We start from the raw sequence: 26,709 nt of genomic DNA, 5'->3' as shown, positions 1-26,709 counted from the left end.
GAGACGATAATAACAAGGGTCATGACTTCTTTTTACAAAAAGCATGACCCTGTTTTATGGGTGAAACGTCAGTAAAGTACTTACTTCACTTTCCACTCGATCTGTTCATTTGCTCGAATAGGCACAACGATATCATTGCCAAATGGCATCGTTTCTGGCACATCCCAAGCGGATTTTTCTAACGTTACTGTATCTGTGTTACGTGCAATGCCGTAAAAATCAGGACCGTTGAAGCTTGCGAAAGCTTCCAAGTTTTCCAACTTGCCTTCTTTTTCGAAGACTTCTGCATAAAGCTCTAGCGCAGCGTGTGCAGTGTAAGAACCAGCACAACCGCAAGCCGATTCTTTTGCCCCTTTCGCATGTGGCGCTGAGTCTGTACCTAGGAAAAACTTCTTGCTACCACTAGTTGCTGCTTCGATCAGCGCTTGCTGGTGGGTTCCGCGCTTAAGAATTGGCAAACAGTAGAAATGAGGTTTAATACCACCCACAAGCATGTGGTTACGGTTGAAAAGAAGGTGGTGGGCAGTGATGGTAGCCGCTACGTTGTCTGAGGCATTGTTAACGAAGTTTGCTGCGTCGGCGGTGGTGATATGTTCTAGTACGATTTTAAGATTAGGGAAATCATTGACGATAGGAGCGAGGACGGTATCAAGGAATTCTTTTTCTCGGTCGAATATATCAACATCGTGATGTGTTACCTCCCCATGAACCAAAAGTAACATTCCTACTTCTTCCATTGCTTCTAAAACGTGATAAATGTTTTTCGCATTGGTCACACCGGAATCTGAGTTTGTTGTGGCGCCAGCAGGATAGAGCTTGGCAGCAACAATGTGTCCGGTTGCTTTAGCCTTACGTATTTCGTCTGGTGTCGTGTTATCTGTAAGGTAAAGCGCCATTAAAGGCTCAAACTGTTCGCCATGTTGCTCTTTGAGAATTCGGTCACGGTAGGCTAGGGCGAGCTCAGTTGTAGTAACAGGTGGGACGGTATTTGGCATAATCAGCGCACGGCCATTGTAGCGGCTGATGTCGCGAACGGTGTCTTTAAGAACTTCCCCATCGCGTAAGTGAACGTGCCAGTCGTCAGGACGAGTGATAGTCAGTGTTGTCATTAATTGCTCCCACCATTGAAAAGTTGTCTGATTGGAGCCTAAGCGCCGTATTTGCTTTTGAGCAAACGCTTGCGCTTAGGCGACAGGATGATAGAGGAATTGCCCTCATATTTCATCCCATTTTTCAATTTTATAAAGAGTGAGAGTGTAAGTGGTTACTTCATTGTTAACCAAAGCGCGTGGATCGTACCTGGTAGAAAGAAGAAACACGTCAATATTAGATTAATCAAAAAGTCTTTATTTAGACCTTTCTCCATAAACACCGCGACAGGCGGAAGAAAGATACATAACAAAATCAGAACCAGTTTTCTTGTATCCATAATTAAGCTCCAAATCGATAAATGGGAGTAGTGATAACTTGGGTGAATTATGTGTGTCGTATCACACTTTATCAAACGGTATTTGGTCAGAACGGTGTTAAAAAACGCGAATATTGAGTGTAGTAAATACTTGTCACTAAAACCAAATTTATAAGAATATGGTTTCGAGAAAGTTGAAATGGATGAAGAGGCAGCAGACTCTGCAACTTAATGTGATTTGAGTATACAATACCGCAACAAATAAAAAACACCCGTAGGAAGAAGGCCATGTCGCAACCCGTTTTATCCCAAATTAATGTTTTTCCGGTTAAGTCAGTTGGCGGATTATCGCTGTCGTCCGTATGGGTTGAGAAGCAAGGATTGAGCTTCGATCGTCGCTTTATGATTGCGAAAGCTGATGGCTCGATGATCACTGCGCGAAAGTATCCGCAAATGGTAACCATTAAGTCTGCCTTATTGTCCGATGGAGTGGTGTTTAGTAGTTTGGGTATGGAGCCACTTAAAATCCGTTACCAAGATTTCAAAATGCAGGAGACACCTGCAACGGTTTGGAAAGATACGTTTACTGCCTATACCACGACAGATGATGCAGATGACTGGTTTAGTCGTGTGTTGGGGCAACGCGTTGAGTTGTTGTTTAGTGGTGAGCAATCGAATCGTGTCCGTGAAAAGCTAGGTCAAAACGTCAGTTTTGCTGATGGTTATCCGGTTTTAGTGATCAGCCAAGCTTCACTTGATGAGCTGAACCGAAGAAGTTCAGAGCTACACTCAATGGATCAGTTTCGTACTAACTTAGTTGTCTCTGATACTAAGCCATTTGAAGAAGATTCATGGAAGCGCATACGAATCGGTGAGGTAGAGTTTGAGTCTCTCAAACCTTGCGAGCGCTGTATCCTGACTACGGTGAATACCCAAAGAGGCACATTCCGTGAGAGCAAAGAGCCGCTCAAAACCTTGCAACAGTTCCGTGCAAACGATGTCGGTGGTGTGTTCTTTGGCCAGAATCTTGTCGCGCGAAATGAAGGCATTATTCGTCAAGGCGATAAAGTTGAAGTATTGGAGTACAAAGAGCCGGAGTTTTACGCAGATAACTCGCCAGTGCGCATGAAGCTTACATGTGTTGAGCGTGAAGAAATTGCCCAAGACTTTGTGACCTTATGGTTAGAGCCAAACAAAGGTTCGTTGCCTAATTACTTGCCAGGACAACACCTACCAATAGAGGTGAATATTGATGGTAAGAAAGTGGGTCGACGCTATACCTTGTCATCCAGTCCTTCTCGCCCGGGTCGTTATGCTATTTCTGTAAAGCGTATCGCGGGTGGAAGAGTCTCTAACTCACTCTTAGACAACTTACAAGTCGGTGATGTTTTAGAGGCAGAACAACCTGACGGTCAGTTCCACCTTAAAACGCATGAAGCGCAGCCTCTGTTGTTACTCTCTGCGGGTAGTGGAGTAACACCAATGTTATCAATGGTGCGTTACTTAGCGGATCACAATCAGTTGGATAACGTGGTTTTCTACCATCAATGTCGCACCGAGAATGATATTCCTTGTCGCTCAGAGTTGGAGCAGTTAAAGCGTGAGCACCCAGCGCTAGAAGTAAAAGTCTGTTTAACGCAACCTGCTGTTGATTGGTTTGGTTTGAAAGGGCGTTTAAGTTTGTCACACATTAAGCAAATCAAAGATGTTGAACAGCGCCAAGTGTTTGTGTGTGGTCCTGATGGTTTTATGGAGAAAGCGAAAAATCTCCTGCTAAGAAAAGGGCTGCCAGAAGAAAACTACCATCAAGAAGCGTTTGGCGTATCTTCAGTCACTTCAAGACCAGAGAAGAGCATAGCGATCGATTTCAATGGGACGAAAGTTGTAGGGAATAATCAGAAAACGTTGTTAGATCAGCTTGAAGACGCAGGGAAGGTTGTTAGCAATAGCTGTCGTGCTGGCTTATGCGGCGCGTGTAAGGTTCAGCTTACGTCGGGTCAAGTACATCATCCGGACGTGCCTGCGTTGACAGATGAGGAACGTGCAATGGGAACCGTATTGGCGTGTTGTGCTGTGCCAGAGACGGACGTAACAGTAACCAACTAGGCGAGAGCAATTTTGTCCTTCGACAAAAACTGTTCCTAGACAAAAAAACGCTGCTATTTTTAGCAGCGTTTTGAGTTTTAAAGAGAGCTGAAAATATCGCTTAGTCGTAAATCGTCGGGATTGGCTGGCGTTTGTGCTGCGTTGCTTTGTAAATCGCTACCAGACGGTCACTCACTTGCTGTGGAACAGGTTTGCCCTCTAAGAAGTCGTCGATTTGCTCGTAAGTTAGGCTTAGGGCATCTTCGTCTGCTTTCTGTGGAGCAAGCTCTTCTAAGTCTGCCGTTGGCACTTTCTTCACTAGTTGCTCAGGTGCACCCAATGTAGCAGCCACTTCACGAACTTGGCGCTTACTTAATCCGAACAATGGTGCCATGTCACAAGCGCCATCACCAAATTTAGTGTAGAAACCAGTGATGTTTTCTGCTGAGTGATCAGTACCAAGAACAAGGCCGCCTACGTAGCCCGCGATCTCGTATTGAGCAACCATGCGAGCACGCGCTTTTACATTGCCTTTTACGAAGTCGACTTTTTCTGCATCAGTTGGTAGAAGGTCTGTGCCTTCTAATGCAACGTGAGAAGCCGAATGAAGCCCGTCAACACCTGCTTTGATGTTCACCGATACAGAATGGGTTGGCTGGATAAAAGACAGAGCGAGCTGAGCCTCATCTTCATCTTTTTGCTCCCCGTAAGGCAGGCGAACTGCGATAAATTGGTAGCTATTGTTGCCCGCTTCTTCGTTTAGTTGGTCTACAGCCAACTGAGCTAAACGACCACATGTCGTTGAGTCAACGCCACCGCTGATGCCAAGAACAAGAGACTTACAGCCCGCTTCTTGCAATTTACGCTTAATAAAAGCGACACGGCGTTCAATTTCAAAATGCGGATCAATTGAAGGGAGTACGCGCATTTCGTCACGGATGGATTGTTCCATTTAGGGTTCCTTTTCCTGCAAATATTTCAGACTCTAAAGCGCATTTGCTCAAATGGTGATAAACCATACAGTTGAGGCTCATTAAACGCGACTTTAGGGTCAAAAGCTGTAAAGATTAGTAGTATCATACCGAAATCATCAGATTAGAAAACTCTCTTCAACCAGGTAATCACCGGATATGAAAAAAATCGCCATTTTTGGTAGTGCATTTAACCCACCTAGTTTAGGGCATAAAAGTGTTATTGAGTCTTTGAGCCACTTTGATCTTGTGCTACTTGAGCCAAGCATTGCACACGCTTGGGGCAAGAAAATGCTTGATTACCCAACTCGGTGCAAAATGGTTGATGTGTTCATCAAGGATATGGGGCTTTCTAATGTTCAGCGTTCTGATGCAGAGCAAGCTTTATACCAACCTGGACAAAGTGTGACGACCTATGCGTTGTTAGAAAAAATTCAAGAAATCTACCCAACTGCCGATATAACTTTTGTCATTGGTCCTGATAATTTCTTCAAATTTGCTAAATTTAGTAGAGCTGAAGAGATTACGGAACGTTGGACTGTTATGGCATGTCCTGAGAAAGTAAAAGTAAGAAGCACAGATATTCGCAAAGCATTGGCCGAGGGTGAAGAGATCGGCGCCTATACAACACCTTCCGTACGTGATTTATTACTTAGTAAAGGCTTATACAGAGAAACATTGTCTGGGAACTGAGAGGTCAGATTTTCATGGTCAGAGTCGTTTTATTTAGTGCATGTGCGCTGCTTGTGGTGACACAAGCTCATTCCGCGTGTAACTATTTTTCTGATCGTTCCGTGGTGTTTGAAGATAACACTCTTCCTATCTGTGAAGAAATTTTAGATTCCATCGGCGTGTTAAGTACTGAAGCATTGATTTGGTATGCAGCGGAAGCGAAGCTTGAAGGACCAACAGAAAACTATTGGGAGGAGTGGGCGATTAAGCCGGAAGAGACCCCACTTCTAACTCAAAACTTAGAAAAGAATTACTTTGGTCTTGGTTTTTGGATGCCGGAAGAGCTCCGAGACGAAGAGAGTAAAATGGATACAGAAGAGTGGCTTCGTAGTCACGGGTTGATGTTCAGCGTTGGTTTTGGTGATAAATCAGACGGACAGCCAAGAATGCGGTTTGATTATCGTTGGCACGAATATTATGACGCTGACTGGATGATGCAGATAGAAGTACCTTTCTAGACATCTCAAGCAAATGAAAAAAGGGCGTACATTATCAATGTACGCCCTTTTTGTTTTAATCTACTTTCTGTGTCCGTAATGCTGAAGACGTAGCTTGTTGAAGAGCAAGTTATAGCGCTTCTCCAAAGACTAAAAAGCAAAGCTGTTCATATTCTTCGGTGTTACCAGCAAAAAGAGAGTCAACAATTTGCTCTTCCTTCTTCCCCGACAGTTTCATTTTTCTTGCTTCACGTAGTGTTAGTACCAAGCAAAGCTCTTTAGAAATATTCATGTCACAGCCAGGAGTCCATTGATTGATGGTTCTCGTTAACGTTGAGTGCGCTAGTTTAGGAGACAGCGTCAATACTTCATGTCTTACTACTGTCAGTAGATCGGTTTGCAGATCCGAGCGTTCGGCAGTTGTTGCTAGCTTCTCGACGAGCGCTTTTAGTAGCGGTGAAGGCTTCACAAAGCCCGCCTGTTGTGAGAAGTCGTCATTTAAACGCACAGAAAAATCACAACGATATACACGAGAATTAGGTAAAAAGGTGAGGGAGCTCAAACATCCTTGAGGAATCCAAAAATATTGGCCTGGTTCAATGGCATACTCCTGCTTACCCAATTTAATGACGGCTAACCCTTCGATGACAGATAGTAGACTGTGCTTCAGTGCTTTTTTACGCGCAGCTACATCAAGAAAGGGGTATTTAGCGTCGTGAAATTCAATTGCGTAGTTCATTATGAGTACCAGTGTTTTTTGGCGCTAAGGGTAACGTTAAACCCATACGATTCCAACCTGCTGAGAGAATTTTTTAGCATGATAAATGGTGGCTTAACTGGTATGACCATGTTAAAAGTATGGGTTGAAATGCTGCTTGTCAGCAAAACTATGCGTAAAATGTGCCAGCTTTTTTTGATATGTAATGAACAATGACAGCCAATACCGATCCTTATATTGAAATTCGTCCTTACAACGACGAAGAAATTCCAGCAGCGCTGGATCGTCTAATCCAAGATGATGAATTTATCACTGCTATCCTAGAACATCGCTTTGCTAATAAAGCAGCGTGGTTCAAAACGCTAATGAGCCCGATCCTGCGAATCTACCTGAAAGCCAAGTGGAGCAAGCTTGATTCTGTCGAAGCAATTCAGATTGAAGTGAAGAAGTATCTGAAAGATACATTGAATAAGACAACGGATGGCGTCACTTTTTCTGGTTTGGATAAGCTGGATAAAAACACGTCATACCTATTCGTTTCTAACCACCGTGATATTGCGATGGACCCTGCGCTCGTAAATTATGGCTTGTACCAAAGTGGGCACCGTACAGTTCGTATAGCGATTGGCGATAACCTGCTGAAGAAGCCATGTGCGACAGAATTGATGCGACTCAATAAGAGCTTCATCGTTAAGCGCTCTGCTAAGGCGCCTAGAGAAATGATGAAAGCATTGGGACAACTGTCAAGCTATATCAAACATTCGCTTGATACTGGCAATTCAATTTGGATTGCCCAAAAGGAAGGTCGTGCTAAAGATGGAAACGACTTTACTGATCCTGCGATTTTAAAAATGTTCCATGTTGAAGGTCGTAAACAAAAAATCAGTTTTGGTGAGTACACGCGTTCTCTGAAAATCGTTCCTGTCTCGATTGCCTATGAAAATGATCCATGTGACATTGCCAAAGCAAAAGAGCTGTACGAAAAAGCAGAAAATGGCCGCTATGAAAAAGGCGAATTTGAAGATATCGAAAGCATCATTCAAGGTATCGTTGGCTATAAAGGCCGTGTACATGTTGCGTTTGGTGATGTGATTGAGCAAGAGTTTGAAACGCCGGAATCTCTTGCTGGTGAAATCGACCGCCAAATTCACAACAACTACAAGTTGTACCCAATCAACTTGTTAGCTGCTGGGCATGAAGATTCGAGCATCATTACGGAAGCGGTTAAGCGTCATCTCGCGGATAAGTTGGATCAGCTACCTGAAGGCGCAAGACCTTATTTGGTGGCGAGCTATGCTAATCCTGTGAATAACCAAGAGTAATCTTCGTCACTGAACTCGTTGATTCAGAATGCCTTAAAGCCTCGGTCTGCCGGGGCTTTTGTTTATCTGCTCTTTAAGGTGCGACGGCACCACCAAGGGTTAAATTGCTGGGCCATTTTGTGATCCTGTTACCACCTAAATAGATATTCCCTTTCACCGTCATTGTGTCTGGAAATACTTTCAGCGCTGATCCTCCAATATAGAGATTACCATCAACCACCAATCCTTCAGGAAGATCAGAAATGGGAGTGCGAATAACACTTAGATCACCTTTTACTCGAAGTTTAGCTGGAAGCGCTTTTAACGGTGTATCTGTCAGATTTAGGTAACCGCCTAGTTTGATGCCTTTAGGCCAGTTTTCGATCTTACTACCTAGTAGGTTTGCATAGCCTTTTATCTTTGTTCCTGAGCGAATAACTTTGAGTGCGCTGTTAGTTGCTTCCAGACTGCCTTCAACATCAAGCCCTTTAGGCAAGGTTTTGATAGGGGTTTGTGAGATGTTTAAGTTGCCCTTTACCACTAGGCCAGAGGGTAGTTGGGTGTAAGGCTTGTTTCTAAGATCAAGATTGCCGTAATTATCGATGTGACCAAACTTAGAATAGTAATCTAGCTCATATGCCAAAGGAGATGAGCAGAGTAGGATTGAAGTAAGGCATAGGGAAACAAAACGCATAGTCAAAGAGTTAGTTAAATACCGAGATCAACAGGTGCTTATCTTATACTTAAATAAACCTATTATGCATTTTTTGCTCACAGTTTTTGATTCATAACTTAAATATTCAAATTAGAGATGCACGCTAAAAGTGTGCGCTTCTTTACTGCGCTAAGTAACTTCAAGCTTACTAAAATGAGATAAATTAAATGATTGAATGTGAAGCAGACCCAAGTGTAGAGGTGAGAAAAATATCAGTAGATATTTGAATAATATGAGATTCTTCCAAGAACTTCACAAAGGTCCTTGTTAGTATTATTGAGGTTTGAGGGAGATTTTCATGAAGTTAAAAAGTGTATCTATTTTTACCGCTGGTGTTATTGCAGTACTGCTGTCGGGTTCCGTTTTTGCTAAATCATACAGTACACCAGAAAACAAAGCGCTAATAGTTGCTGACGGTAAGGTAGGTCAGCGTATTTGTTACTACGATGATAAAGCCTACACCACAGGGGCCGTGATTAATGTTGAAGGCGTATTACTGATGTGTATCGCTGAGAACGATTTTGAAACCAATGGCTCGTTAAAGTGGGTCGTGTTCAAAAAAGATAAATAAACGCGCCGAAGTTGTCTGTTTCATTTAGAGCGGTTTAAGATTAAGAGATTGGAAAAATAAAAAGCGAGCATCATGCTCGCTTTTTTCATTAACGCGCGAGTGAGCGAGTTTTTAATTCAAAGATAAGTTTTTCAGCACTTACTTCAAATTTGAATCGAGCCGTCGCTTGGTTCGATTCTTCGGTTATTTCTGAAACATTGTATTCAACATCAGCACATACTGATTTAGCGAGCTCGATGTATTTTTGTAGTTCAGACTCTAGCTCTGTTTTTGTCTGTGCGAAAACCGTTACGTCGGCAACTTCGTCACCCTCTTTGATGATAAAGCCAATCTCGCCAGCACAGCCGCAGGCCTCACATACTTGGTTTTTTTCTAATTCGACACTCATAACGAATCCTCTTGTAAATACTAAGGGTATTCTATCAGGTATTTGATCTGTATCTACAAAAATGACGACTTTTGCGTAAAAAAGGAACAGAATAGGCACTTGTTAAGTAAGGGTTAAAGATTGGATTACTAAATCATCAAGAACGTTAATGTGATATATATCAACATTTAAAATCAATTAACGAACATAGTGACGAGATTTTGCTCAGTCCAGTTGAACTAATGGTTAATTTATAAGACTATTTCTTGATTGATTATTTTTAATAATTATCATTCTTGGTCTTTGAATAGTTTCGATGAATAATTGGCGCAAGGTTTTGATGAGACTAACTTTTCGCCTTATTTTGAGTAGCATGTATTGACAAAAACATAACTGAAAATTACACATTACGCAGTGTAAAGACGTTATGGTTTGGAACTCGACATGATATTAAATAGTCGCAATACATATACCCAAAGCGCTTTCAAGTGCAGCGCTTAGCAACCTGATTTCTAGGTTTTCGCTAATCGAACCGCATCGGCGAGCCGGGTATAATGCTAAGAATGATTTCATTCTGGCCTCATTTAATAGTGAGTTAGATGGATTTACAAAGAGAAGAGCTTAAAATATGCCAAAGCGTAGTAAAGAAGATACCGAAATCACTATCCAAAAGATCATGGATGCCGTTATTGATCAGCTACTCAGATTAGGTTACGACAAAATGTCGTACACGACGCTAAGCCAGCAGACAGGTATATCGCGTACCGGTATTAGCCACCACTTCCCTAAGAAAACGGACTTCACCGCCGCACTGGATGGCCGTATCTTTAAAATGTTTATTGAACACTTAGAGTTTGATAAAGGATTAAATGCATTTTCACAAAGTTGGATTAAAGCGCTGGAAGATGCTGAGTTTCTCGCGATTTTACGACTGCTATTCCATCACATTGTCACCGCTGAAAATGCGCAAGAATTTGCTGCTAATGGTATTGACCGCTTATACAAAATGGTTGAAAGCCAGTTTGGTGCGGGTGGTGACAAAGAGCTTGAGTGGTTGATTGGTCGATCATTGATCCAAATGAGCAAGTAATAGCCTTTAAAGCACCAAATTCTGCCACTATCAAAGCAAAGGCCCGCAATTCTCATATTGCGGGCCTTTGTCGTATCAAAGTGTTTTAGAGACGGCTTAGAGGAGATACGCTTTATGCTGCGGCATGCACTTGAGGGAAGTCTAGCGTCGGATGTTTTGTCACAATAGATCGATAGCCATAAACTTGCTCAATGCGCTCTGACGTTAGTGCATTCCATGGCGTGTCATCACAAACTAGTTTCCCGTTATGCAAGAGTACAAGGCGGTCTGCGTACTGAGAGGCTAGATTCAAGTCATGTAACACCACAACCACCGCTGCGTTTTGTGCTTTTGCCGTTTCACGAGCAATCTTTAACGTGTTGTGTTGGTGGGCGAGATCCAACGCTGAGGTAGGTTCATCAAGCATTAAGATTCGTTTTTCGCCAGATTGATGTAGTTGTGTCATCACTCGTGCTAGATGCAGTCGTTGCTTTTCTCCACCAGATAAAGACGGGTACAGGCTTTCTGCTAAATGCAATACGTCGGTTTGTTCCATGTAATGTAAAGCCAGTTTAGTGGTTTCTTTATTGGACAGTGATAGCGGTATTGCCCCCAGCTCTACTACTTCTCTGGCTAGAAATGGGAAGGTTAAGGTGCTGTGCTGCGGGAGCATTGCAATATGTTTGGCGCTTTTTTCAGGCTCCCAATCATGCTTTTGTTTACCGAAGTAGGTGATGTGATGATTCGAAGAGATCTCACCGCATAGAAGCTTGAGTAAAGTACTTTTACCTGCGCCATTGGGGCCGAGTAGGGCGGTCACTTCACCAGCTCGGATATCAATGTTGATGTCATCGAGCACCACACGGTTGCCATACGTCATCGAAATGTTTTTCCCCGATAAAACGATCTGGTTCATTACAAAATCTTCCCTTTTTGCTGGAACAATAAGTAGATGAAAAAGGGCGCGCCAATCAATGCGGTCACGATTCCAACTGGTAATTCAGCTGGTGCCACGGCAACACGAGCAAACATATCTGCGGCAGTAAGAAGCAGTGCTCCCATTAAGGCAGATATTGGTAATAGCGTTCGATGGTCAGGCCCAGCGAGCATGCGCCCTAAGTGAGGAATCACGAGCCCAATAAATCCAATTGCACCACTGATGCTCACCGTAATACCAACACCCAGTGCAGAAAGTAAAATAAGCTGACGTTTGAGTTTTTGAACCGGAACTCCTAAGTGTCTTGCTTCTGATTCCCCTAACAACAGAGCATTCAGCGCCATCGACTTCTTCTGAAACCAGAGCAATAGGATGACGAGTGTTATAGCAGATAGAGCAATCCCTGACCAATTTGCACCAGCTAATGAGCCCATCGACCAAAGCGTCAAATCTCGCAGCATCTGATCATCTGCGATAAAGTTCATGTAGCCAATCGCAGCCCCCGAGAGCGCGCTGATGGCAACGCCGGCTAACAACATAATTGTAACTGAGGTACCAAACTTACTTGTGCCGAGTTTATAAACGAGAATAGTCGTTAGTGCACCGCCAAGGAAAGCAAAAAGAGGCAGAGCCGCTAAGTTCATTAGTTGCGGATAGTTTTGGCTAAATTCAGCAAATACAACAATAGCGAATGCACCACCAAGAGCAGCGCCAGCAGACACACCAATGATACCAGGCTCGGCTAATGGGTTACGGAACAAGCCCTGCATAACCACACCACAAATTGCCAAAATGGCGCCGATGAACATACACAAAATGGTGCGAGGCAATCGGATTTCGTTAATGACCAACTGAATGTGAGGAGCGAGATCAGAACTGCCTCCCGTTAGGCTACGCAAACTGTCAGCAAAGCTAATGTTCATTGGGCCAACGGTAATAGAGGCGATAGCAATAAATGCTAAAAATCCACTAAGCACTGATAACGTCGTTGAAAGGGGGATGCGTCTTAACAACATGTCATGTCTCTATGGGTAAAGCAGTGCATTCAAGCGTTTAGCTTCTGCAAGGCTTTTAAGGCCCAAACCACCTACCAGAGCATGGCCATCAATCGTTATGATGTCTTTGTTCTTTCCAGCGGGTGTTGCAGCAAGAAGCGGCATTGCTTTTAAAATTGCATCGGCACCACCCAACGTTTCATAGCTGCGACCACTAACAATAATCACGTCAGGCTGCATCTCTACCATCGCTTCTGTGGATAGAGGCTTGTAAGACGAGAGTTGTGTAGCGGCTGGGTTTTGTCCGCCGGCGAGTTGAATAATTGCATCGGGTGTCGTTTGTGAGCCCGCAACATTTGCAGGTCGCCCTTCATGGATCAGCAGAAAGAGCACTTTCTTTTTCTTTGCTTGATTAGGCTGGTTTGCATTGAGTGCTTGTACTTGCGCCTGGACATCTTGCTTTAAGCTTTCAGCTTGAGCCTTGCGATCCATAAGGTTCGCAATTTGATCAATACGTTGATAAAGGCCCTCGACATTTGCATCAGTATTAACAATTTCTACATCTACGCCAGCCGATTTCAATTGGCTCAATGTTGTTTTCGGCCCCATCTCATCAGAACCAATGACTTTTGTCGGACGTAAGGCGAGCAACCCCTCCGCTGAAAGACGACGATGGTAGCCCACTTTAGGCAGTTCCATCCCTTTTGGTAATTGACTGGTGACGTCGATAGCAACCAAGCTATCTTTAGCGTCGAGTTCAAGCAAGAGTTCAGTGACGGCGCTGCCTGCGCTAACAACGCGCTCTGAGGATGGCGTTGCATTGGCAAAAAGTTGACTACTCGCAAGTAGGGAAATAGCTGCCGTGACAACAGCATGAATAGTGATGCGTGTGTTCTTCATTTTGAAAGGATCTCTATCTTACTTATTTTTATGATGGCTCTTCAGTGAGTAACTGAGTTGCTTGAATTCCGTTTTCTTGTAAAAAGCCGAGAAGTTGTACTAGCGACTGAATATTCGCGGTTTTTTCTGCTCCAATTACAATCGGTTTATCGCTTGACTTACTCTCTTCTAACAGCGCGAGGGTAAAGTTGTCCCAATCGATATATGTCTTGCCGTTAATAGCCCAGTAAGGCTCGTCTTTAAGAATATTTACCGTGATGGATTGCTTATCGACATCTGCAACAGCCTGAGATTCTGTGCTCGGTAAATTGACGTCTAATGAATCGAGTTTGACCGCTGCGGTTAACATCAGGAAAACCATGACGATAAAAATAATGTCTAACAGCGGTGTTAAATCGGGGGTTAAACCGTTACGACTATTATCTTGTGGTGTTTTAATCATTTAGTTGCTGCCTCAATCTTCTCAGAAGAGCGCAGTGTTACTTTTGAGTGGTCTGGCGAGACATGCTGTAACGAGATACCTTCAAGCCATAAGTTGACGTAGTTTAAAGTGTGCTCAAGCTTGGCGATTACACGATCCGCCCACAAACCAATGATCTGCGCTCCTGAAATGGCAGGAAGTGCGATAATGAGACCCGCGGCAGTGGTGCGCATAGCAAGACCTAGGCCGTCAGCCAAATCATTCGGAGTGATATTCCCCGTTGAAACCGCGATGCCTTTAAACATGTCAATTAAGCCAAGTACCGTACCAAGCAAGCCAATTAAAGGGCTGATGACGCCAATCAGCGTCAGCAAACGAAGGCCGGAATGCAACTGATGGCGTTTTTCTTGCAGCCAAATACCTGCGGCATCTTCTCTTAAAGATTTCGAGAAAGAATGATGAGCAAGCAACATCGCAACACCACGGTACAGAAGCGGCCGCTTATTCGACAACTCTTCAGCAAGTGCTTCAAGTTCGCTCCCATTTGTTGGGTCTAATCCTGTGAGCTTTTGGCGAATGGCTCGCTTTCCTACACCAAGGCTAATTAACACATGGAATAATCGCTCGGCGATGATCATCACGGTTAGAGCTGAGCAAATGATCAAAGGCCATGTCATCAGCCCAAATTGAGTTTGTAATTCTTGTAGTTGTTCCATTATCCATCCAACTTAAAACGAACAGGTACTTGTACTCGGTGAGCGACTTTTAGCCCACCTGAAATATGTGGTGTAAATTGCCACTGTTTGATCGCACGAAGTGCTGAGGCATCTAGCGACTCTGTGCCGGAAGACTCAATCAAAACCTGTTTAATCTGGTTACCATTCTCATCTAGCCATATCTCATACAAGGCTACACCTTCAATACCGCGTCTTTGTGCAGACCTTGGGTAACGGGGTTGTGTTGGTTGACTCACAAACGTTGGTTTGTCGACCAAGACAGGCTGAGACGTTGCCCCTTTGGATTGGCTCGCAGGTGCGGATTGTTGAGCTACCGTCTCTTTCTTCACTGGTTCCGTTTTTTTCTTTGGTTTCGCTTCGGGCTGAACCTTTTGCTTTGTTACGGTTTTGGTGGGCTCGACCGCTTTAGGTTTAGATTGTTTAACCGGTTCAGGTTTTTTCTCTACTACCTTCTTCTTAACAGCGTCTTTCTTGACGACCTGTTTTTTTACAATCTTCTTTTCTGGTTCAGGTTGGTCTTGAGGCTGCTGCTCTTTTGGTGGTGCTACATTTTCTGGTGTAGATTTTTCGACAGCTGGAGGAGCAGACACAAGATTTAGACTTACCGAACTTGCTGGGTTTCCAGCCGGCATCGCGAACACCTTTGTCTCTTGAGAAACAAAAAGAAGTGCGGCATGGATGGCAAGGGAAGCACCTCCTGCAATGACATATCTTTGTACGTTCACGGAATATCTCGGGAAACTATGAAAACTTGGGCAGATTATTACTTACAATGGAAATAAGATCAATTATCAATTGCATTATCATTACGCTCAAATTATGATTCTTGCAGAATTTTTAAGATCAGCTTCCATCCCTTACATGATGGGAGTTAAGCGAGTATATATGAGCGTCGATATCGATAAGCTTGATGAATCAGTGTTGGGCAGTGATAGTCCTGATCCATTGCGATTTGCTTTTGTTAAGAAGCATTCTGCACATGCCGGGGGAGCGAGCGTACCTGTGCCCTCGTCTCAACAACAGGCGATTTTTTCGAGTATTACGGCTAACTCAATTAAAGCGACCAATAAGCGCTGTCTTTATATTCATGTTCCGTTTTGTCGCGTTCGTTGCACTTTTTGTAACTTCTTTCAAAATGCTGCAAGTCGCACACTGGTTGATGAGTACTTTGAAGCATTAATGCAGGAGCTTAGAGAGAAAGCGGCATTACCTTGGACACAAAATGGTATTTTTCACGCCGTATATATCGGGGGCGGAACGCCAACGGATTTATCTCCAGTACAGGTTCGTGTGTTAGGCCAGGCTATCCGAGACCACTTTCCTTTGGCTGCAGACTGCGAAATCACCTTAGAAGGTCGCATCAATCGTTTTTCTGATGAGTTGTATCAAGGCGCTTTAGAGGGTGGGTTTAATCGTTTCTCTTTTGGTGTGCAAAGTTTTAATACACAAGTGCGCCGCAGCGCAAAACGTTTAGATGATAGGGAAGATGTACTCAAACGAGTGAGCGAGATCGCCAAAGAAGACAAAATTCCGGTCATTATCGATTTACTCTATGGCTTACCTTATCAAACCAAAGAAGTGTTAGAGCAAGATCTAAATGATTTCCTCTCGACTGGCGCACACGGACTGGATTTGTATCAGTTAGTGGTTGGTGGGTCAGCTCCCATGCTCAACCTCGTAGAGAAGGGAAAAATCCCGCCACCTGCGACCACACCAGAAAAAGCGGGAATGTATGAGCTCGGTGTGAACTTTATGGCCAAACACCATATGAAGCAACTTAGCGTGAACCATTGGGCAATCGATAACCGCGAGCGTAGTTTATACAATAGTTTAGCCAAGACTTATGCAGAGGTATTGCCAATTGGCTGTGGTGCTGGAGGTAATATCGGTGGCTACGGGATGATGCAACACCGCACACTAGAGACCTATATTAAAGCGGTCAAAGAAGGTCAAAGCACCATCGCGATGATGATGAAACAAAGCCCTCTAGAACCACTTTTTTCTGCACTCAAATCTGCGTTTGACCGTGGCATTGTTCAAGCAAATCAACTTCCATCATTTATGGGAGAGGACGCGTTCGGGTTTTTATTGCCTCTATTTAAAGTGTGGCAAGCGAAAGGCTTAGTACAACTACATGAACGTAGCGCAGTCCTTACTCTTGCAGGCAGCTTCTGGGCAGTGTCATTGGCTCAAAGTTGTATTCAGGTACTCACGTCGGAGATGAACGAAACCGTACCGAAAGCATCCAATAATTAATGAAAACAAATTGAACAAAAACGGAAGACACAATGGAATCAATCAAGCAACAAGTTGAAGTATTACTAGAGCAAGAACCACAATTATTGCCAGCTGCGATGGCAGAGCGTCTTGGCATTTCCGAGTTTGAGGTTGTTGCGGCTCTACCTCAGGAAATGGTGGCTATTGCACCAGGAGAGCAAGCGCAAAGCATCCTAGAAAGTTTGGTTGGTTTTGGCCCGGTGACGACCATCGTCCACTCTTTTGGTTCTATCTTTGAAGTTAAAGCGCCGTTTCCAAAAGGAAAAGTGGCGCGTGGCTATTACAATTTAATGGGTAGAGAAGGTGAACTGCACGGCCACCTTAAATTAGATAACGTTAAAAATGTCGCATTAGTCAGTAAACCGTTTATGGGTAGAGAGAGTCACTATTTTGGTTTTTTCTCGGAGTGCGGAAGCAATATTTTCAAGGTTTATTTAGGCCGTAACGAAAAGCGCGAGTTGATTGAAGAGCAAGTAACCGCATTTCGCGCCCTACAAGCCGAATTAAAAAAGTAATCACAAACATAATCGAGGCTTAACTCGAATACTAATTAGTAAAGTCAGGTATCAATATGGATCAACAAGTTAAACAAGAGCGTTTGCAAGGTCGTTTAGGGCCAGAGATCAAAGAGTTTCGTCAGGAGCGCCGTACACTTCAGCTTGCAACTGTCGATGCAGAAGGTCGCCCGAATGTAAGCTACGCGCCTTATGTTCAAAACCAGGAAGGTTATTTCGTTCTCATTTCTAAAATCGCTCGTCATGCCCGTAACCTTTTAGAAAATCCAAATGTTTCATTGATGATGATCGAAGATGAAGAGTCTTCAAAGCAGCTGTTTGCTCGTAAGCGCTTAACTTTTGATGCGGTAGCAAATGTAGTTGAGCGAGACACAGAGATGTGGCAACAAGTTGTTGGACAAATGAAAGAGCGTTTTGGTGAGATTATTGATGGTCTAAGCCAGCTAGAGGATTTCGTTTTGTTCAACTTAAAGCCAGAATCGGGGCTATTTGTTAAAGGTTTTGGTCAGGCGTATCAAGTGTCTGGTGATGATTTAGTCGATTTTGTTCACCTTCAAGAAGGTCACAAGAAAGTCGAAAGTGCCTGATTGTAAACCGATCATATGAATGTCGATTATTTGGCATAATGAACGTTTAAAGGGAGTTAGGTTATACTGACTCCCTTTTTTATATTGGAACAAAAGCATGAAACCTGTAAGCAAGGAATTGAGCGAGATTTGCTATCCGTTTATTTACGAGGACAGTCCGGTTTGTGACTTTGAAATTACAGCAGATGAACTTTGTAGTCGTATTGGCCTTGTTCTCGCTATGGAGTTGGACGAGTTTAGCCGTGATATACTGACAAGAATGCAGCCTAATGTTTATCATCTAAATGGTTCGGTTCGCGGAAAATTAGCGATTACAGAGACGGAAGTTGAAGAGTTAAAGGCCGATTATGCTTTGCTCAAGCAACGCATTGATGGTGGCTTCAAAGGCTTTGTTCTACCCGGAGGACACCCGGCAGCCAGTCAATTGCATTTGTGCCGTTGCCAAGCTAAAAAAACGGTACGAGCATTAGTTGCCGTTGAACATACAGGTAAGAAGCAGCCCGCACCTATTTTGTTTCGTTACGCGAACTTATTAGCGAATGTACTTTACAGCCTAGCTTCTTATATTAATCATACTCATCAAGTCAAAGAGACGGAATTCGTTTCTCGTAGTTACGCGATGCCAAAGAAGTGAGCTGAGAAATTAGCGGATGTGAGCATCAGGGATAGGACAAGCACTGCATTATATTCTCAAATCAACTCGTCCAATAAGAGTTAAGAAGTCATAGCTTTGGCTTCTAGCTCTTTTGCTCCGCGAAGCATCGCTTCGATTAGTTCTCCTGCATTGAATTTCTCAAGTGCCTCATGCGCGCCAACTTGGTGAGCTCTGTCTACACAGATTTCGCTCGATAACGATGTATGTAAAATGCGGTATGAATGGTTCAGAGAGGAATTATTCTGAACTTCAAATGCTAATTCATAACCGTCTAATCCGGGCATTTCAATATCGCTGACCAGAATATCAATTGGGCGATGAGCCGCAGCGTCACTTTTCATCAGTTCCAATGCATCTAAACCATTTTTACAGATTTGATACCCAATATTGATGCTATCGAGTGCGTCACACAGCTGTTTACGAGCGATGGAAGAGTCATCCACCAATAGAATACTGAGTGCTTTTAGGCGTTCTCGCTCAATATCTGTCAGCATTGGGATCTTTGAATTCTCGTACTGCGGATAAATTTTGGAAAGTAGCAGTTCCACATCCAGCATTTGAACAGTTTTATCCTCGTAGCGAGTAATTCCAGTCACGAAAATATTTTTTCCAGCGCTCGGAGGTGGCGTTTCAATAGCTTTCCAATCGCACTCAATGATCTTCTCTATACTACGAACCATAAAAGCTACCACGGTTCGCAAGCAATCTGTCACGATCAAGTAGCAGCTTTTATATTCTTCTTCACTTATAGGACGAAAGCCAACAGCCGCTGACATATCGATCACTGGTACTGTTAAGTTACGTATCGTAACGGTTCCAATGACGTGATGATGCGAGTAAGGGATCTTTGTTGTTGGCATGTACGGGACGATTTCACGGACTTTTAGCGTACCGATAGCGAAACTCTGTTGCAGGGTGAGCTTAAACATCAACATGCCCTGAGATTGATTCGCTTTGCTAATGACTTTTGCCATGAAAATAACCTTATAAACACCACCGAATTGTGTCTAATCTAATCTTATCAGACGAAGGCTTCAACCATCGGAGAGACAAATGTGAGCTTTTTAGACAATCTTTTAGAGACATAGTGATTAACTGAGCAAAACTTGTTTGTATTTTAAACTCATTATGTAGACGATTTTATATTCCTCGTGTATTAGGGCCTTTACCGCTGAGCTATTATTAAGAAATGTTTGGTCTGTTAAAAAGGATTGGGTACACTTGCGCGACCAGAATAGTGAGAGATAGATCAATGGCAAATACAGCAGCCGCATTACATATTCTTGTGAAGCACAAAGAGCAAGCGGAAGACATAATCAAGCAACTGAAAAAAGGCGCAAAGTTTCAGACATTAGCGAAGAAGTATTCAACTTGCCCGTCAGGCAAACGCGGTGGTGACCTTGGTGAATTCCGCCGTGGTCAAATGGTACCTCAGTTCGACAAAGTGTGCTTTTCTGGCGAAGTGTTAACGCCGCATTTAGTTAAAACCAAGTTCGGTTGGCATGTTGTGAAGGTGCTTTACAGAACATAAGGCTTGGTATCGACCTAAACATTGTCAGATGAAACCCACAAGCATTAAATATCATCTGTACGGTCTCTTTTCACCAATCACTACCGTTATGACATGGCAGATACATTCTGATCTGCCATGCTCAACCAAACGCTAATCTTTCCAAACTAGAAACTCATTTATATGCAATTAACTTGGCTTTTCTCATAAGTCGTTATCCTATTTCAAGCTTTGGTATGAGAATACGTTTGCTGGTTGTATCAATTATCAATGCTATTCCTTGCTGGCGAACTTTGGTTCATGTTCGGACGCCATTCGCATATGATAGCGACCTTATAAAAATTAACCCTGTTCATAATTTAAGATGTCCCTGACTCATAAAGACTATTTTAAAATCGCATTTCCTTTCATCGTTTCTACTGTTACCCAACCATTATTGGGGGCGGTGGACACCGCGGTGATCGGTAAACTCGGTGTGGCTGAGATGATTGGTGGTGTAGCGATCGGCACCGTCATCATGAATACCTTGTATTGGCTGTTTGGCTTCTTCCGCGTCAGTACTACCGGGCAAAGTGCAATCGCATTAGGTAAAAATAGCCCAGAGGATCAAGCGAGTAGCTTATTGCGTCCTTTCGTGCTTTCGCTCTGCCTTGGCTTGATTTTCATTGCGTTGCAGTCCGTGATTTGGATGGGGGCAGAGCTGATTATCTCCCCTGATGCAGTCGTGGCCGAAAACGCTAAGACTTACTTCGATATCATGATCTTTGGTGCGCCGTTTGTACTGCTGAACTACACCGTGATTGGTTGGTTGATGGGGCAGGCGAAAGCCAAAGAAACCTTGTTCACGCAAGTGTTTGGTAATGTTCTGAACATCGTGCTGGATATCGTATTTGTGTTGTACTTTGATATGGGCATTGCTGGTGTTGCGGTGGCGACACTTATCGCGCAAATCTCGACGTTTGTTATTGGTGCGGTGCTGGTGCTGAAAACTTGTCGCTTCCCGCTGTTTGATTACATTCAGACCGCAAAAATGACGCGTAAAGATCTCAAAGTTATCGCATCTTCCAATATGGATCTGCTGCTTCGTACTGTGTGTCTATTGGTGTTCTTCAACATGATGGCGCGTGTAGGCTCTCAACTAGGTTCTGATGTGCTCGCGGCGAACGCAATCATGATGCAAGTGACCTTTATCGTCAGCTACATGTTTGATGGTGTGGCGAATGCGTCGAGTGTCTTCGCTGGTAAAGCGGTAGGGCAGAAGAATCCGACATTGCTTGATAACGTGATTAAGCTAAACACGCAATGGACCGCGGCGTTCATTGTTGTATTGACCTTGCTGTTGGTGCTGTTCAAACACCAAGTGGTGACGTTGTTTACCACTTTGCCAAACCTTGTTGCGTTGTACTTAGACATGAGCCCTTGGTTATTGGCATTCCCGTTGGTTGCTGGTTTTGGTCTTACGTTTTACGGCATCTTTACTGGCACAGGGACGACGCGACCAGTACGTAACTCTACCTTTCTAACCATGGTGTTGTTCTTAGTGACTCAATTTATTGCGGTGCAATATTGGGGCAATCACGGTTTGTGGCTGGCATTCACCTTGTTCTACGTTGGGCGCTTTGTCTTCTTGTTCCCATACCTCGAACAAGTCAAACAAAAGTGTCAGTAATTCACACTGTCACAAACGACCTAATTTAGATGTTCTTATAACAAGGGTGGACTCATCTGCCCTTGCTGATAAATCTGAAAAAGGTGATGAAATAACCTTTCCGACTGGTTTCCTTGCTTTAACCCGCATGATATTATTTGTGATGTTATATTATTACATTTAGTTTTATGCCGTGATTTCTCAACCAATACTCTCCGTTAATAATCTCAGCCTTACAGACTCAGAGCGCACACTCTTCAAAGACATTTCTTTTGAGCTGTTTCAAGGTGAAGTTCTTGCCATTATGGGACCTTCCGGCATTGGTAAATCCATGTTGTCGAAAGCCGTCGCAGGTTTTTTGCCGTCTGATATTTGGGTAGACGGAAGTATCCAGCTTAACAGCAGTGAGGTCGCACAAACTGCCATGCTGCAACGGAGTCAATCTCAGCGTCCTGCGGTCATTTTCCAAGATGCACTTAAAGCACTGAATCCATTGGCCTCTGTCGAACAACAACTGTGTTTGGCATTGACGGGCAACAAAACGCGCTTGTCTTCAGCAAACCGAGAAACGGTGACGACCTTGTTGTCTCAACTCGGATTTGCGGATCCAAAAGCAGCATTAGCGCAGCATCCAAGTCAGCTATCTGGTGGTCAACGTCAGCGTATTTGTATTGCCATTGCATTGCTTGGTAGTGCCAACTTGATCATCGCTGATGAGCCCACCAGTGCGCTCGATCCAATCACCGAAGCGGAGATCCTTGAGTTGTTCCGCTGCAGTGTTCAGCAACGCAGCATCAGTGGTTTGTTGATCACGCACGATCTGTCTGCGGCTTTGGCGTGTGACAAAGTCTTGGTGATTGCGGACAACACCATGGTGGCTTATGGCGCACCGTGGCAAGCCATTCAGCAAAGTTCGCATCCTTTCTGCAAACAACTTGCGCAACTGCTGCCTTAACCTCATCTCTGGAGCCTATTTTGACTAAGCACAACTTGAGCGGGCACACACAGCCTAAATCGGCGGAAGTTCGCTTTGAGCAAGCCAGTGTTCACTATTACTCCAAACCAAGTTGGTTAGGGGGCAAACCGTTCAAAGCGCTCGAACAATTGGATCTTGCCATCGACACAAAGAACATTGCGATTGTTGGTCCTTCTGGTGCGGGTAAATCGACTTTGATTGAGCTTCTGTTTGGTCTTCGTAAACCCAAATCTGGTGAAGTGTATGTGTGTGGTTATCCGTTATCGCGTAGCTCGGCTAAGCAGCGACAAGAGTTGTGTCAGCACATTCAGCTGATCCCACAAGAGCCGCAATCGAGCTTGAATCCGTACTACACCGTTCGCCAGATCTTACTGGAGCCGCTAAGCAATATTGGTTTAACGCAAGAGCTTAACGAGAAGGTGGAAAAGGTTTTGGCGGATGTCGGTTTAGATCTCACATTGTTAGATCGTAACCCGCAGCAATTATCAGTTGGGCAAGCCCAACGTGTGGCTATCGCTAGAGCTTTGATTGTCGAGCCTTGTGTGTTGGTTGCCGATGAGCCAACCAGCAGCCTAGACCCCGTCAGTCGTAAACAGGTTCTTGACCTGTTGGCAGGCATTCAAAAGAGTCGTCAGATGCGCCTGATTTTGGTGACGCATGACCTCGATGCGGCACAAACCCTATGCGATGAAATCCTAGTGTTAGACAAAGGACGTGTTGTCGAGCACGGCACAGCACAGAACGTGACAAATAACCCATCACACTTGATCACGAGAGCCTTGATGAGCGCTCAACACAAAAGTAATGAATTCACAAAAACCATTGGAGAGGTTTCTTATGCACCTTAGTACTCCCAAGTTAGCTTTGTCGCTGGCTTTAAGCGCACTGCTGACGGGTTGTTTTGACTCTGGCGAAAGCAAGCCAGAAGCGGAAAAAGCAGCTGCACCGCAAGCAGCGGAAATTCGCGTTGCGATGATGCAACCACCACGCACAGGTTTGTCACCACTTTCAGATGACGCGTTCAAACTGTCACGTTGGAGCACAGCAGAAACGCTAGTGAACTTAAACGATCAGTCGGTAGCAGAGCCTATGCTGGCAACAGAGTGGGAACAAGTTGATCCGATGACGTGGCAATTTACGGTACGTAAGGGCGTGGAATTCCACGATGGTTCTGACCTTGATGCCAACGCGGTTGTGAACTCTCTACAAAAAGCATTAGATGCCGCACCAAAGCCACGCATTTTGGATGGTATCGAATGGCAAGTTCGCGCATTGGACGACTTCACTGTTGAAATCAAAACGACCTTTAACGATCCATTGTTGCCAAGCCGTCTATCTAGCCCACAGTTAGCGATCCTTTCTGGTGCTGCATATCAAGAAAACGGTCGTGTTGTGCCAATCAATGCGGGTACGGGTCCATTCGTTCTGACAGAAATTAACGGTACAACCAGCGCGAAACTGAAGCGTTTTGACGGTTACTGGGGCGAAAAAGCAAAAGTAGACAGTATCTTTGCTGAATACGTACCAAACGGTTTTGCTCGTGCTGCGGCACTACGTACCGGTGAGGCGGATGTAGTTGAAGCGGTTCCTGTTTCGCAAATCGCGATGATGGAATCTTCACAGCTGCACGAAGTTGCAATGCCACGTACCAACACGCTTTACCTAAACAACAAATCAGATGTGTTTAGCCAGTTCGGTTTGCGTAAAGCAGCGGCTCAAGCGGTTAACCGTGAGCAAATCATCAAAACGGTTTACGAGAACCACGCCGATTCAGCGAAAGGTCTGTTAGGTCCAGCATTGGCATGGGCTCAACCAATTCGTGATGCGAACCCTCGTATGGAAACCATGGAAATGCGCCACGCGAACGGTGAGAAGATCACCATCGGTACATTTACCGACCGTGCTGAGTTGCCAGAAGTAGCGGTGCTGCTAAAGCAACAACTTGAAGCGGCTGGCTTTGTGGTTGAGCTAGACGTTCGTGAATACGCACAAATCGAAAACGATGCACTAGCAGGTAAGTTCGATGCGTTCTTGTTGTCACGTGCAACGGTGCTGGATTCTGGTGACCCAGTGGCGTACATGCAAAGTGACTTTAGCTGTAAAGGTTCTTACAACCTAGGTCAGTTCTGCTCTGAAGAAGTGGACGCAGCATTGAAACACGCTGACCGTCAACCATTGGGTGAGAAACGCCAACAAGCGATCATCGAAGCAGAAAGCAAAATCCTTGAGCAATACGCTGTGATTCCACTGCTTCACGAGCGTGTAATCCAAGGTGAGAGTGACCGCGTGAAGAACGCACAACGTGACCCACGTGAGCGTCGCCTGATCGACCAGTTTACTGAGGTGAACTAACTCGATGTCGTCTGTTGCCAACATGCGCTCTCGTTGGAGCGCTTGTATGCCTGAATGGTTTACGCGTTTTTTGTCGCGCTTCCTGTCACTCGGGGTAGTGGTTGTGCTGGTGGGTTTGATGCCGGATATTGCCGGTATCGACCCAAGCCAATCAATCCTCCGTGCCCGTGCGGGTGCTCAACAATTGCTGACGGCAGAAGCTCTGCAAGCCATTCGAGAAGATCTTCAACTTGACCGCAGCGCTGCTGAGCGACTGTGGGATTGGTTGACGCTTGCCATGCAAGGTGACTTAGGTGTCTCTTGGGTGAGCGGGGCGTCCGTCATGGAGAGCGTTCAACAAACCGCAAAAACGTCACTATTACTGATGCTTACAGCGTTAGGTATAGCATTTGTAATGTGCATGGCGAGCGTGCTTTACACCGTGCGTCGTTGGCAACAGAATCGTTTAGACAAGCATCACGACACGCTCAGTTCGGTGTTGGTCTCATTGCCGGAATACGTGATTGCTTCATTGCTGATCATGGTATTTTCCATTTGGTTGGGTTGGTTCCCACCTTATGGTTGGCAAGGCGTGCAAAACCTCTGGCTACCAAGTTTGGCAATGGCATTGCCTGCTGCTGGTTTGTTCGGGCGCTTGCTCAATGACAGCCTCAAGCGAGTATTAGATGAGCCTTGGGTGATCACTTGGCTATCGGCAAACGTCAGTAAGTTTCAGATCTTACGCTTTGCCTTGTGGCGTGCCGTTAGTAACTTGATTCCTCAAATCGCAATGACGGTGATTGGTTTAACCGGCGGCGCGGTTGCTGTGGAACAAGTGTTTTCCATTCCGGGCATCGGACGACTAATCTTAGGTGCAGCGAAGTCACAAGATCTGCCGATGCTGCAAGGTGGCTTGTTGGTGTTACTGGTGTTCTCGATGTTGATCAGCAGTGCGAGTATTTTATTGCAACGCTGGTTACTCGGGCACAGTGTCACAAGTGGCAAGTTGATCAGCAGTCACAGCACGTTCCGTTTTACCCAAAGCACCACCAAACGTATCGTCAGTGCCACAATCTTTGTCTTGCTGATTGGTTGTGCTGGATGGGCGTTAATGCGCGATCCTTACACCATCCAATTTACCCGCCTTGAATCGCCAAGCTTAGCTGCCCCGTTTGGTGCCGATGCGGTCGGGCGAGATCTGCTTGCTCGCGTTGGCGGCGGTATGATGTCGACAATCAAAATGGGCATCATCGCGACGTTCCTAAGTTTGGTGATTGGCTTGCTGCTCGGTTTCGTGACTCGTTATAGCCAAGGCTTAATTGAGATCACCAAAGGTGTGCCGTACATTGTGGCGGGTCTGCTGATTGCTGGTCTAACGGGGATGGACCCAAACAGCGCTTTGATTGCGATTGTTATGGTGTCATGGGCACCATTAGCAGCGCACTGTGCAAGTTTGTTGATGGAAGCCAAAGCGCAGCCTTACACGCATCTTGCGCCCATTTGGGGAACCAGTCAGTGGCGAGTACTCCGTTACTACTTGTTGCCTTACGTACTACCGCCATTGATTCGTCACGCGTTTCTCCGTTTGCCATACATTACGCTTAGCCTGACTTCTCTGAGTTTTATCGGACTTGGCGTTAAGCCACCAGAACCTGAGTGGGGTTTATTGATTGCGGAAAACTTGCCTTATATCGAGCGCTCACCATTGGGCGTCTTGCTGCCAATCTCAGGTTTAGTTTTGATGGCAATTGCGGTGAATTTGATTTTTGATGACAAGTGACGAGCAGCGATAAAGCGAAGTGAGCTTCCATATCCAGATGTAATCAGTAATTTGGTAATTTAGAAA

The 26,709-nt window shown here is 44.7% G+C and carries 29 protein-coding genes; 16 read left to right on the top strand and 13 right to left on the bottom strand.

Going from position 1 to position 26,709, the window contains the following annotated elements; genetic code table 11:
- Positions 1 to 80 precede the first annotated feature (80 nt).
- Together pyrC and R7Z50_RS10575 are read right to left on the bottom strand one after the other, a co-directional pair.
- Positions 81 to 1,109, bottom strand: a complete 1,029-nt coding sequence (gene pyrC, locus R7Z50_RS10580; RefSeq protein WP_005385019.1) for a dihydroorotase — start codon at positions 1,107 to 1,109, stop codon at positions 81 to 83.
- Between the two features lie 155 nt (positions 1,110 to 1,264).
- Positions 1,265 to 1,429, bottom strand: coding sequence for a YqaE/Pmp3 family membrane protein (locus R7Z50_RS10575; RefSeq protein ID WP_005375297.1), 165 nt, complete (start codon positions 1,427 to 1,429; stop codon positions 1,265 to 1,267).
- A 267-nt stretch (positions 1,430 to 1,696) separates the two neighbouring features.
- Between R7Z50_RS10575 and R7Z50_RS10570 the strand changes: the two genes are divergently transcribed.
- Entirely contained in the window at positions 1,697 to 3,514 is a 1,818-nt protein-coding gene (locus R7Z50_RS10570; RefSeq protein WP_065275434.1) for a hybrid-cluster NAD(P)-dependent oxidoreductase, read from the top strand.
- A 100-nt stretch (positions 3,515 to 3,614) separates the two neighbouring features.
- On the opposite strand, the gene nadE is transcribed toward R7Z50_RS10570, so the two are convergent.
- Positions 3,615 to 4,445, bottom strand: coding sequence for an ammonia-dependent NAD(+) synthetase (nadE, locus tag R7Z50_RS10565; protein WP_065275433.1), 831 nt, complete (start codon positions 4,443 to 4,445; stop codon positions 3,615 to 3,617).
- 178 nt (positions 4,446 to 4,623) lie between these two features.
- On the opposite strand from nadE, the gene R7Z50_RS10560 reads away from it, so the two are divergent.
- Together R7Z50_RS10560 and R7Z50_RS10555 are read left to right on the top strand one after the other, a co-directional pair.
- Positions 4,624 to 5,157, top strand: coding sequence for a nicotinate-nicotinamide nucleotide adenylyltransferase (locus R7Z50_RS10560; RefSeq protein ID WP_318149063.1), 534 nt, complete (start codon positions 4,624 to 4,626; stop codon positions 5,155 to 5,157).
- Between the two features lie 14 nt (positions 5,158 to 5,171).
- Complete coding sequence (locus R7Z50_RS10555; RefSeq protein ID WP_005375301.1) at positions 5,172 to 5,654, top strand: hypothetical protein; 483 nt, start codon at positions 5,172 to 5,174, stop codon at positions 5,652 to 5,654.
- A gap of 109 nt (positions 5,655 to 5,763) precedes the next feature.
- Here the strand turns inward: R7Z50_RS10555 and R7Z50_RS10550 are convergent, their stop codons facing one another.
- Positions 5,764 to 6,372, bottom strand: coding sequence for a hypothetical protein (locus tag R7Z50_RS10550; RefSeq protein ID WP_005375302.1), 609 nt, complete (start codon positions 6,370 to 6,372; stop codon positions 5,764 to 5,766).
- 191 nt (positions 6,373 to 6,563) lie between these two features.
- Here R7Z50_RS10550 and R7Z50_RS10545 point away from each other — a divergent pair, with 191 nt between their 5' ends.
- On the top strand, positions 6,564 to 7,673 hold the full coding sequence (locus R7Z50_RS10545) for a 1-acyl-sn-glycerol-3-phosphate acyltransferase (RefSeq protein ID WP_005385027.1): 1,110 nt from the start codon (positions 6,564 to 6,566) through the stop codon (positions 7,671 to 7,673).
- Positions 7,674 to 7,746: 73 nt separating this feature from the next.
- Here R7Z50_RS10545 and R7Z50_RS10540 read toward each other — a convergent pair whose 3' ends face one another.
- Positions 7,747 to 8,346 carry a hypothetical protein gene (locus tag R7Z50_RS10540; RefSeq protein ID WP_005375305.1) on the bottom strand — a complete coding sequence of 200 codons (600 nt, stop codon included), beginning with the start codon at positions 8,344 to 8,346 and terminating at the stop codon, positions 7,747 to 7,749.
- Positions 8,347 to 8,665: 319 nt separating this feature from the next.
- Between R7Z50_RS10540 and R7Z50_RS10535 the strand changes: the two genes are divergently transcribed.
- Entirely contained in the window at positions 8,666 to 8,938 is a 273-nt protein-coding gene (locus R7Z50_RS10535) for a YnjH family protein (RefSeq protein WP_167415898.1), read from the top strand.
- A gap of 88 nt (positions 8,939 to 9,026) precedes the next feature.
- On the opposite strand, the gene R7Z50_RS10530 is transcribed toward R7Z50_RS10535, so the two are convergent.
- Positions 9,027 to 9,326, bottom strand: a complete 300-nt coding sequence (locus tag R7Z50_RS10530; RefSeq protein ID WP_005375307.1) for a YfcZ/YiiS family protein — start codon at positions 9,324 to 9,326, stop codon at positions 9,027 to 9,029.
- Between the two features lie 607 nt (positions 9,327 to 9,933).
- On the opposite strand from R7Z50_RS10530, the gene R7Z50_RS10525 reads away from it, so the two are divergent.
- A complete protein-coding gene (locus R7Z50_RS10525) occupies positions 9,934 to 10,395 on the top strand; it encodes a TetR/AcrR family transcriptional regulator (protein ID WP_005385033.1) in 462 nt (153 codons plus the stop codon).
- Between the two features lie 112 nt (positions 10,396 to 10,507).
- Here the strand turns inward: R7Z50_RS10525 and R7Z50_RS10520 are convergent, their stop codons facing one another.
- The 6 genes from R7Z50_RS10520 to R7Z50_RS10495 are packed head-to-tail and all read right to left on the bottom strand — an operon-like array spanning position 10,508 to position 15,089.
- A complete protein-coding gene (locus tag R7Z50_RS10520; protein WP_005385036.1) occupies positions 10,508 to 11,290 on the bottom strand; it encodes a heme ABC transporter ATP-binding protein in 783 nt (260 codons plus the stop codon).
- On the bottom strand, positions 11,290 to 12,327 hold the full coding sequence (locus R7Z50_RS10515; RefSeq protein ID WP_053350537.1) for a FecCD family ABC transporter permease: 1,038 nt from the start codon (positions 12,325 to 12,327) through the stop codon (positions 11,290 to 11,292). The genes R7Z50_RS10520 and R7Z50_RS10515 overlap by 1 nt, the downstream gene beginning before the upstream one ends.
- Before the next feature lie 9 nt (positions 12,328 to 12,336).
- Positions 12,337 to 13,206: a heme/hemin ABC transporter substrate-binding protein gene (locus tag R7Z50_RS10510; RefSeq protein WP_053350536.1), complete on the bottom strand. Its 870-nt coding sequence runs from the start codon at positions 13,204 to 13,206 to the stop codon at positions 12,337 to 12,339.
- A gap of 28 nt (positions 13,207 to 13,234) precedes the next feature.
- Positions 13,235 to 13,648, bottom strand: a complete 414-nt coding sequence (locus R7Z50_RS10505) for an ExbD/TolR family protein (protein ID WP_053350535.1) — start codon at positions 13,646 to 13,648, stop codon at positions 13,235 to 13,237.
- Positions 13,645 to 14,343: a MotA/TolQ/ExbB proton channel family protein gene (locus tag R7Z50_RS10500; RefSeq protein ID WP_005375324.1), complete on the bottom strand. Its 699-nt coding sequence runs from the start codon at positions 14,341 to 14,343 to the stop codon at positions 13,645 to 13,647. Before R7Z50_RS10500 ends, R7Z50_RS10505 begins: the two co-directional genes overlap by 4 nt.
- Positions 14,343 to 15,089 carry an energy transducer TonB gene (locus tag R7Z50_RS10495; RefSeq protein ID WP_064354554.1) on the bottom strand — a complete coding sequence of 249 codons (747 nt, stop codon included), beginning with the start codon at positions 15,087 to 15,089 and terminating at the stop codon, positions 14,343 to 14,345. Before R7Z50_RS10495 ends, R7Z50_RS10500 begins: the two co-directional genes overlap by 1 nt.
- A gap of 160 nt (positions 15,090 to 15,249) precedes the next feature.
- Here R7Z50_RS10495 and hutW point away from each other — a divergent pair, with 160 nt between their 5' ends.
- The 4 genes from hutW to R7Z50_RS10475 all read left to right on the top strand — a co-directional run bounded on the left by hutW (position 15,250) and on the right by R7Z50_RS10475 (position 18,377).
- On the top strand, positions 15,250 to 16,620 hold the full coding sequence (gene hutW, locus R7Z50_RS10490) for a heme anaerobic degradation radical SAM methyltransferase ChuW/HutW (protein ID WP_064354555.1): 1,371 nt from the start codon (positions 15,250 to 15,252) through the stop codon (positions 16,618 to 16,620).
- 32 nt (positions 16,621 to 16,652) lie between these two features.
- Positions 16,653 to 17,156: a heme utilization cystosolic carrier protein HutX gene (gene hutX / locus R7Z50_RS10485; protein ID WP_005385051.1), complete on the top strand. Its 504-nt coding sequence runs from the start codon at positions 16,653 to 16,655 to the stop codon at positions 17,154 to 17,156.
- Positions 17,157 to 17,212: 56 nt separating this feature from the next.
- Positions 17,213 to 17,743 (top strand): heme utilization protein HutZ, encoded by a 531-nt coding sequence (gene hutZ / locus R7Z50_RS10480; protein ID WP_005375331.1) that lies wholly within the window; start codon positions 17,213 to 17,215, stop codon positions 17,741 to 17,743.
- A 97-nt stretch (positions 17,744 to 17,840) separates the two neighbouring features.
- Positions 17,841 to 18,377: an ATP:cob(I)alamin adenosyltransferase gene (locus tag R7Z50_RS10475; RefSeq protein WP_033906781.1), complete on the top strand. Its 537-nt coding sequence runs from the start codon at positions 17,841 to 17,843 to the stop codon at positions 18,375 to 18,377.
- Positions 18,378 to 18,457: 80 nt separating this feature from the next.
- On the opposite strand, the gene R7Z50_RS10470 is transcribed toward R7Z50_RS10475, so the two are convergent.
- Positions 18,458 to 19,372 carry a chemotaxis protein gene (locus tag R7Z50_RS10470; RefSeq protein ID WP_033906782.1) on the bottom strand — a complete coding sequence of 305 codons (915 nt, stop codon included), beginning with the start codon at positions 19,370 to 19,372 and terminating at the stop codon, positions 18,458 to 18,460.
- 215 nt (positions 19,373 to 19,587) lie between these two features.
- On the opposite strand from R7Z50_RS10470, the gene ppiC reads away from it, so the two are divergent.
- From ppiC to R7Z50_RS10440, 6 genes are all read left to right on the top strand, one after another.
- Positions 19,588 to 19,929 (top strand): peptidylprolyl isomerase PpiC, encoded by a 342-nt coding sequence (gene ppiC, locus R7Z50_RS10465; RefSeq protein WP_080276970.1) that lies wholly within the window; start codon positions 19,588 to 19,590, stop codon positions 19,927 to 19,929.
- Between the two features lie 343 nt (positions 19,930 to 20,272).
- Positions 20,273 to 21,577 carry an MATE family efflux transporter gene (locus R7Z50_RS10460; RefSeq protein ID WP_225455759.1) on the top strand — a complete coding sequence of 435 codons (1,305 nt, stop codon included), beginning with the start codon at positions 20,273 to 20,275 and terminating at the stop codon, positions 21,575 to 21,577.
- 172 nt (positions 21,578 to 21,749) lie between these two features.
- On the top strand, positions 21,750 to 22,511 hold the full coding sequence (locus R7Z50_RS10455) for an ATP-binding cassette domain-containing protein (RefSeq protein ID WP_225455758.1): 762 nt from the start codon (positions 21,750 to 21,752) through the stop codon (positions 22,509 to 22,511).
- Positions 22,512 to 22,531: 20 nt separating this feature from the next.
- A complete protein-coding gene (locus tag R7Z50_RS10450; RefSeq protein WP_318149062.1) occupies positions 22,532 to 23,380 on the top strand; it encodes a dipeptide/oligopeptide/nickel ABC transporter ATP-binding protein in 849 nt (282 codons plus the stop codon).
- Positions 23,370 to 24,884, top strand: coding sequence for an ABC transporter substrate-binding protein (locus R7Z50_RS10445; RefSeq protein WP_054578660.1), 1,515 nt, complete (start codon positions 23,370 to 23,372; stop codon positions 24,882 to 24,884). Before R7Z50_RS10450 ends, R7Z50_RS10445 begins: the two co-directional genes overlap by 11 nt.
- A 4-nt stretch (positions 24,885 to 24,888) precedes the next feature.
- A complete protein-coding gene (locus R7Z50_RS10440) occupies positions 24,889 to 26,643 on the top strand; it encodes an ABC transporter permease subunit (protein ID WP_372052375.1) in 1,755 nt (584 codons plus the stop codon).
- The last annotated feature ends 66 nt before the right edge of the window (positions 26,644 to 26,709 follow it).

The sequence above is a fragment of the Vibrio sp. 1249-1 genome (assembly GCF_033340495.1).
This window is presented reverse-complemented; position numbering and strand designations above follow the sequence as displayed.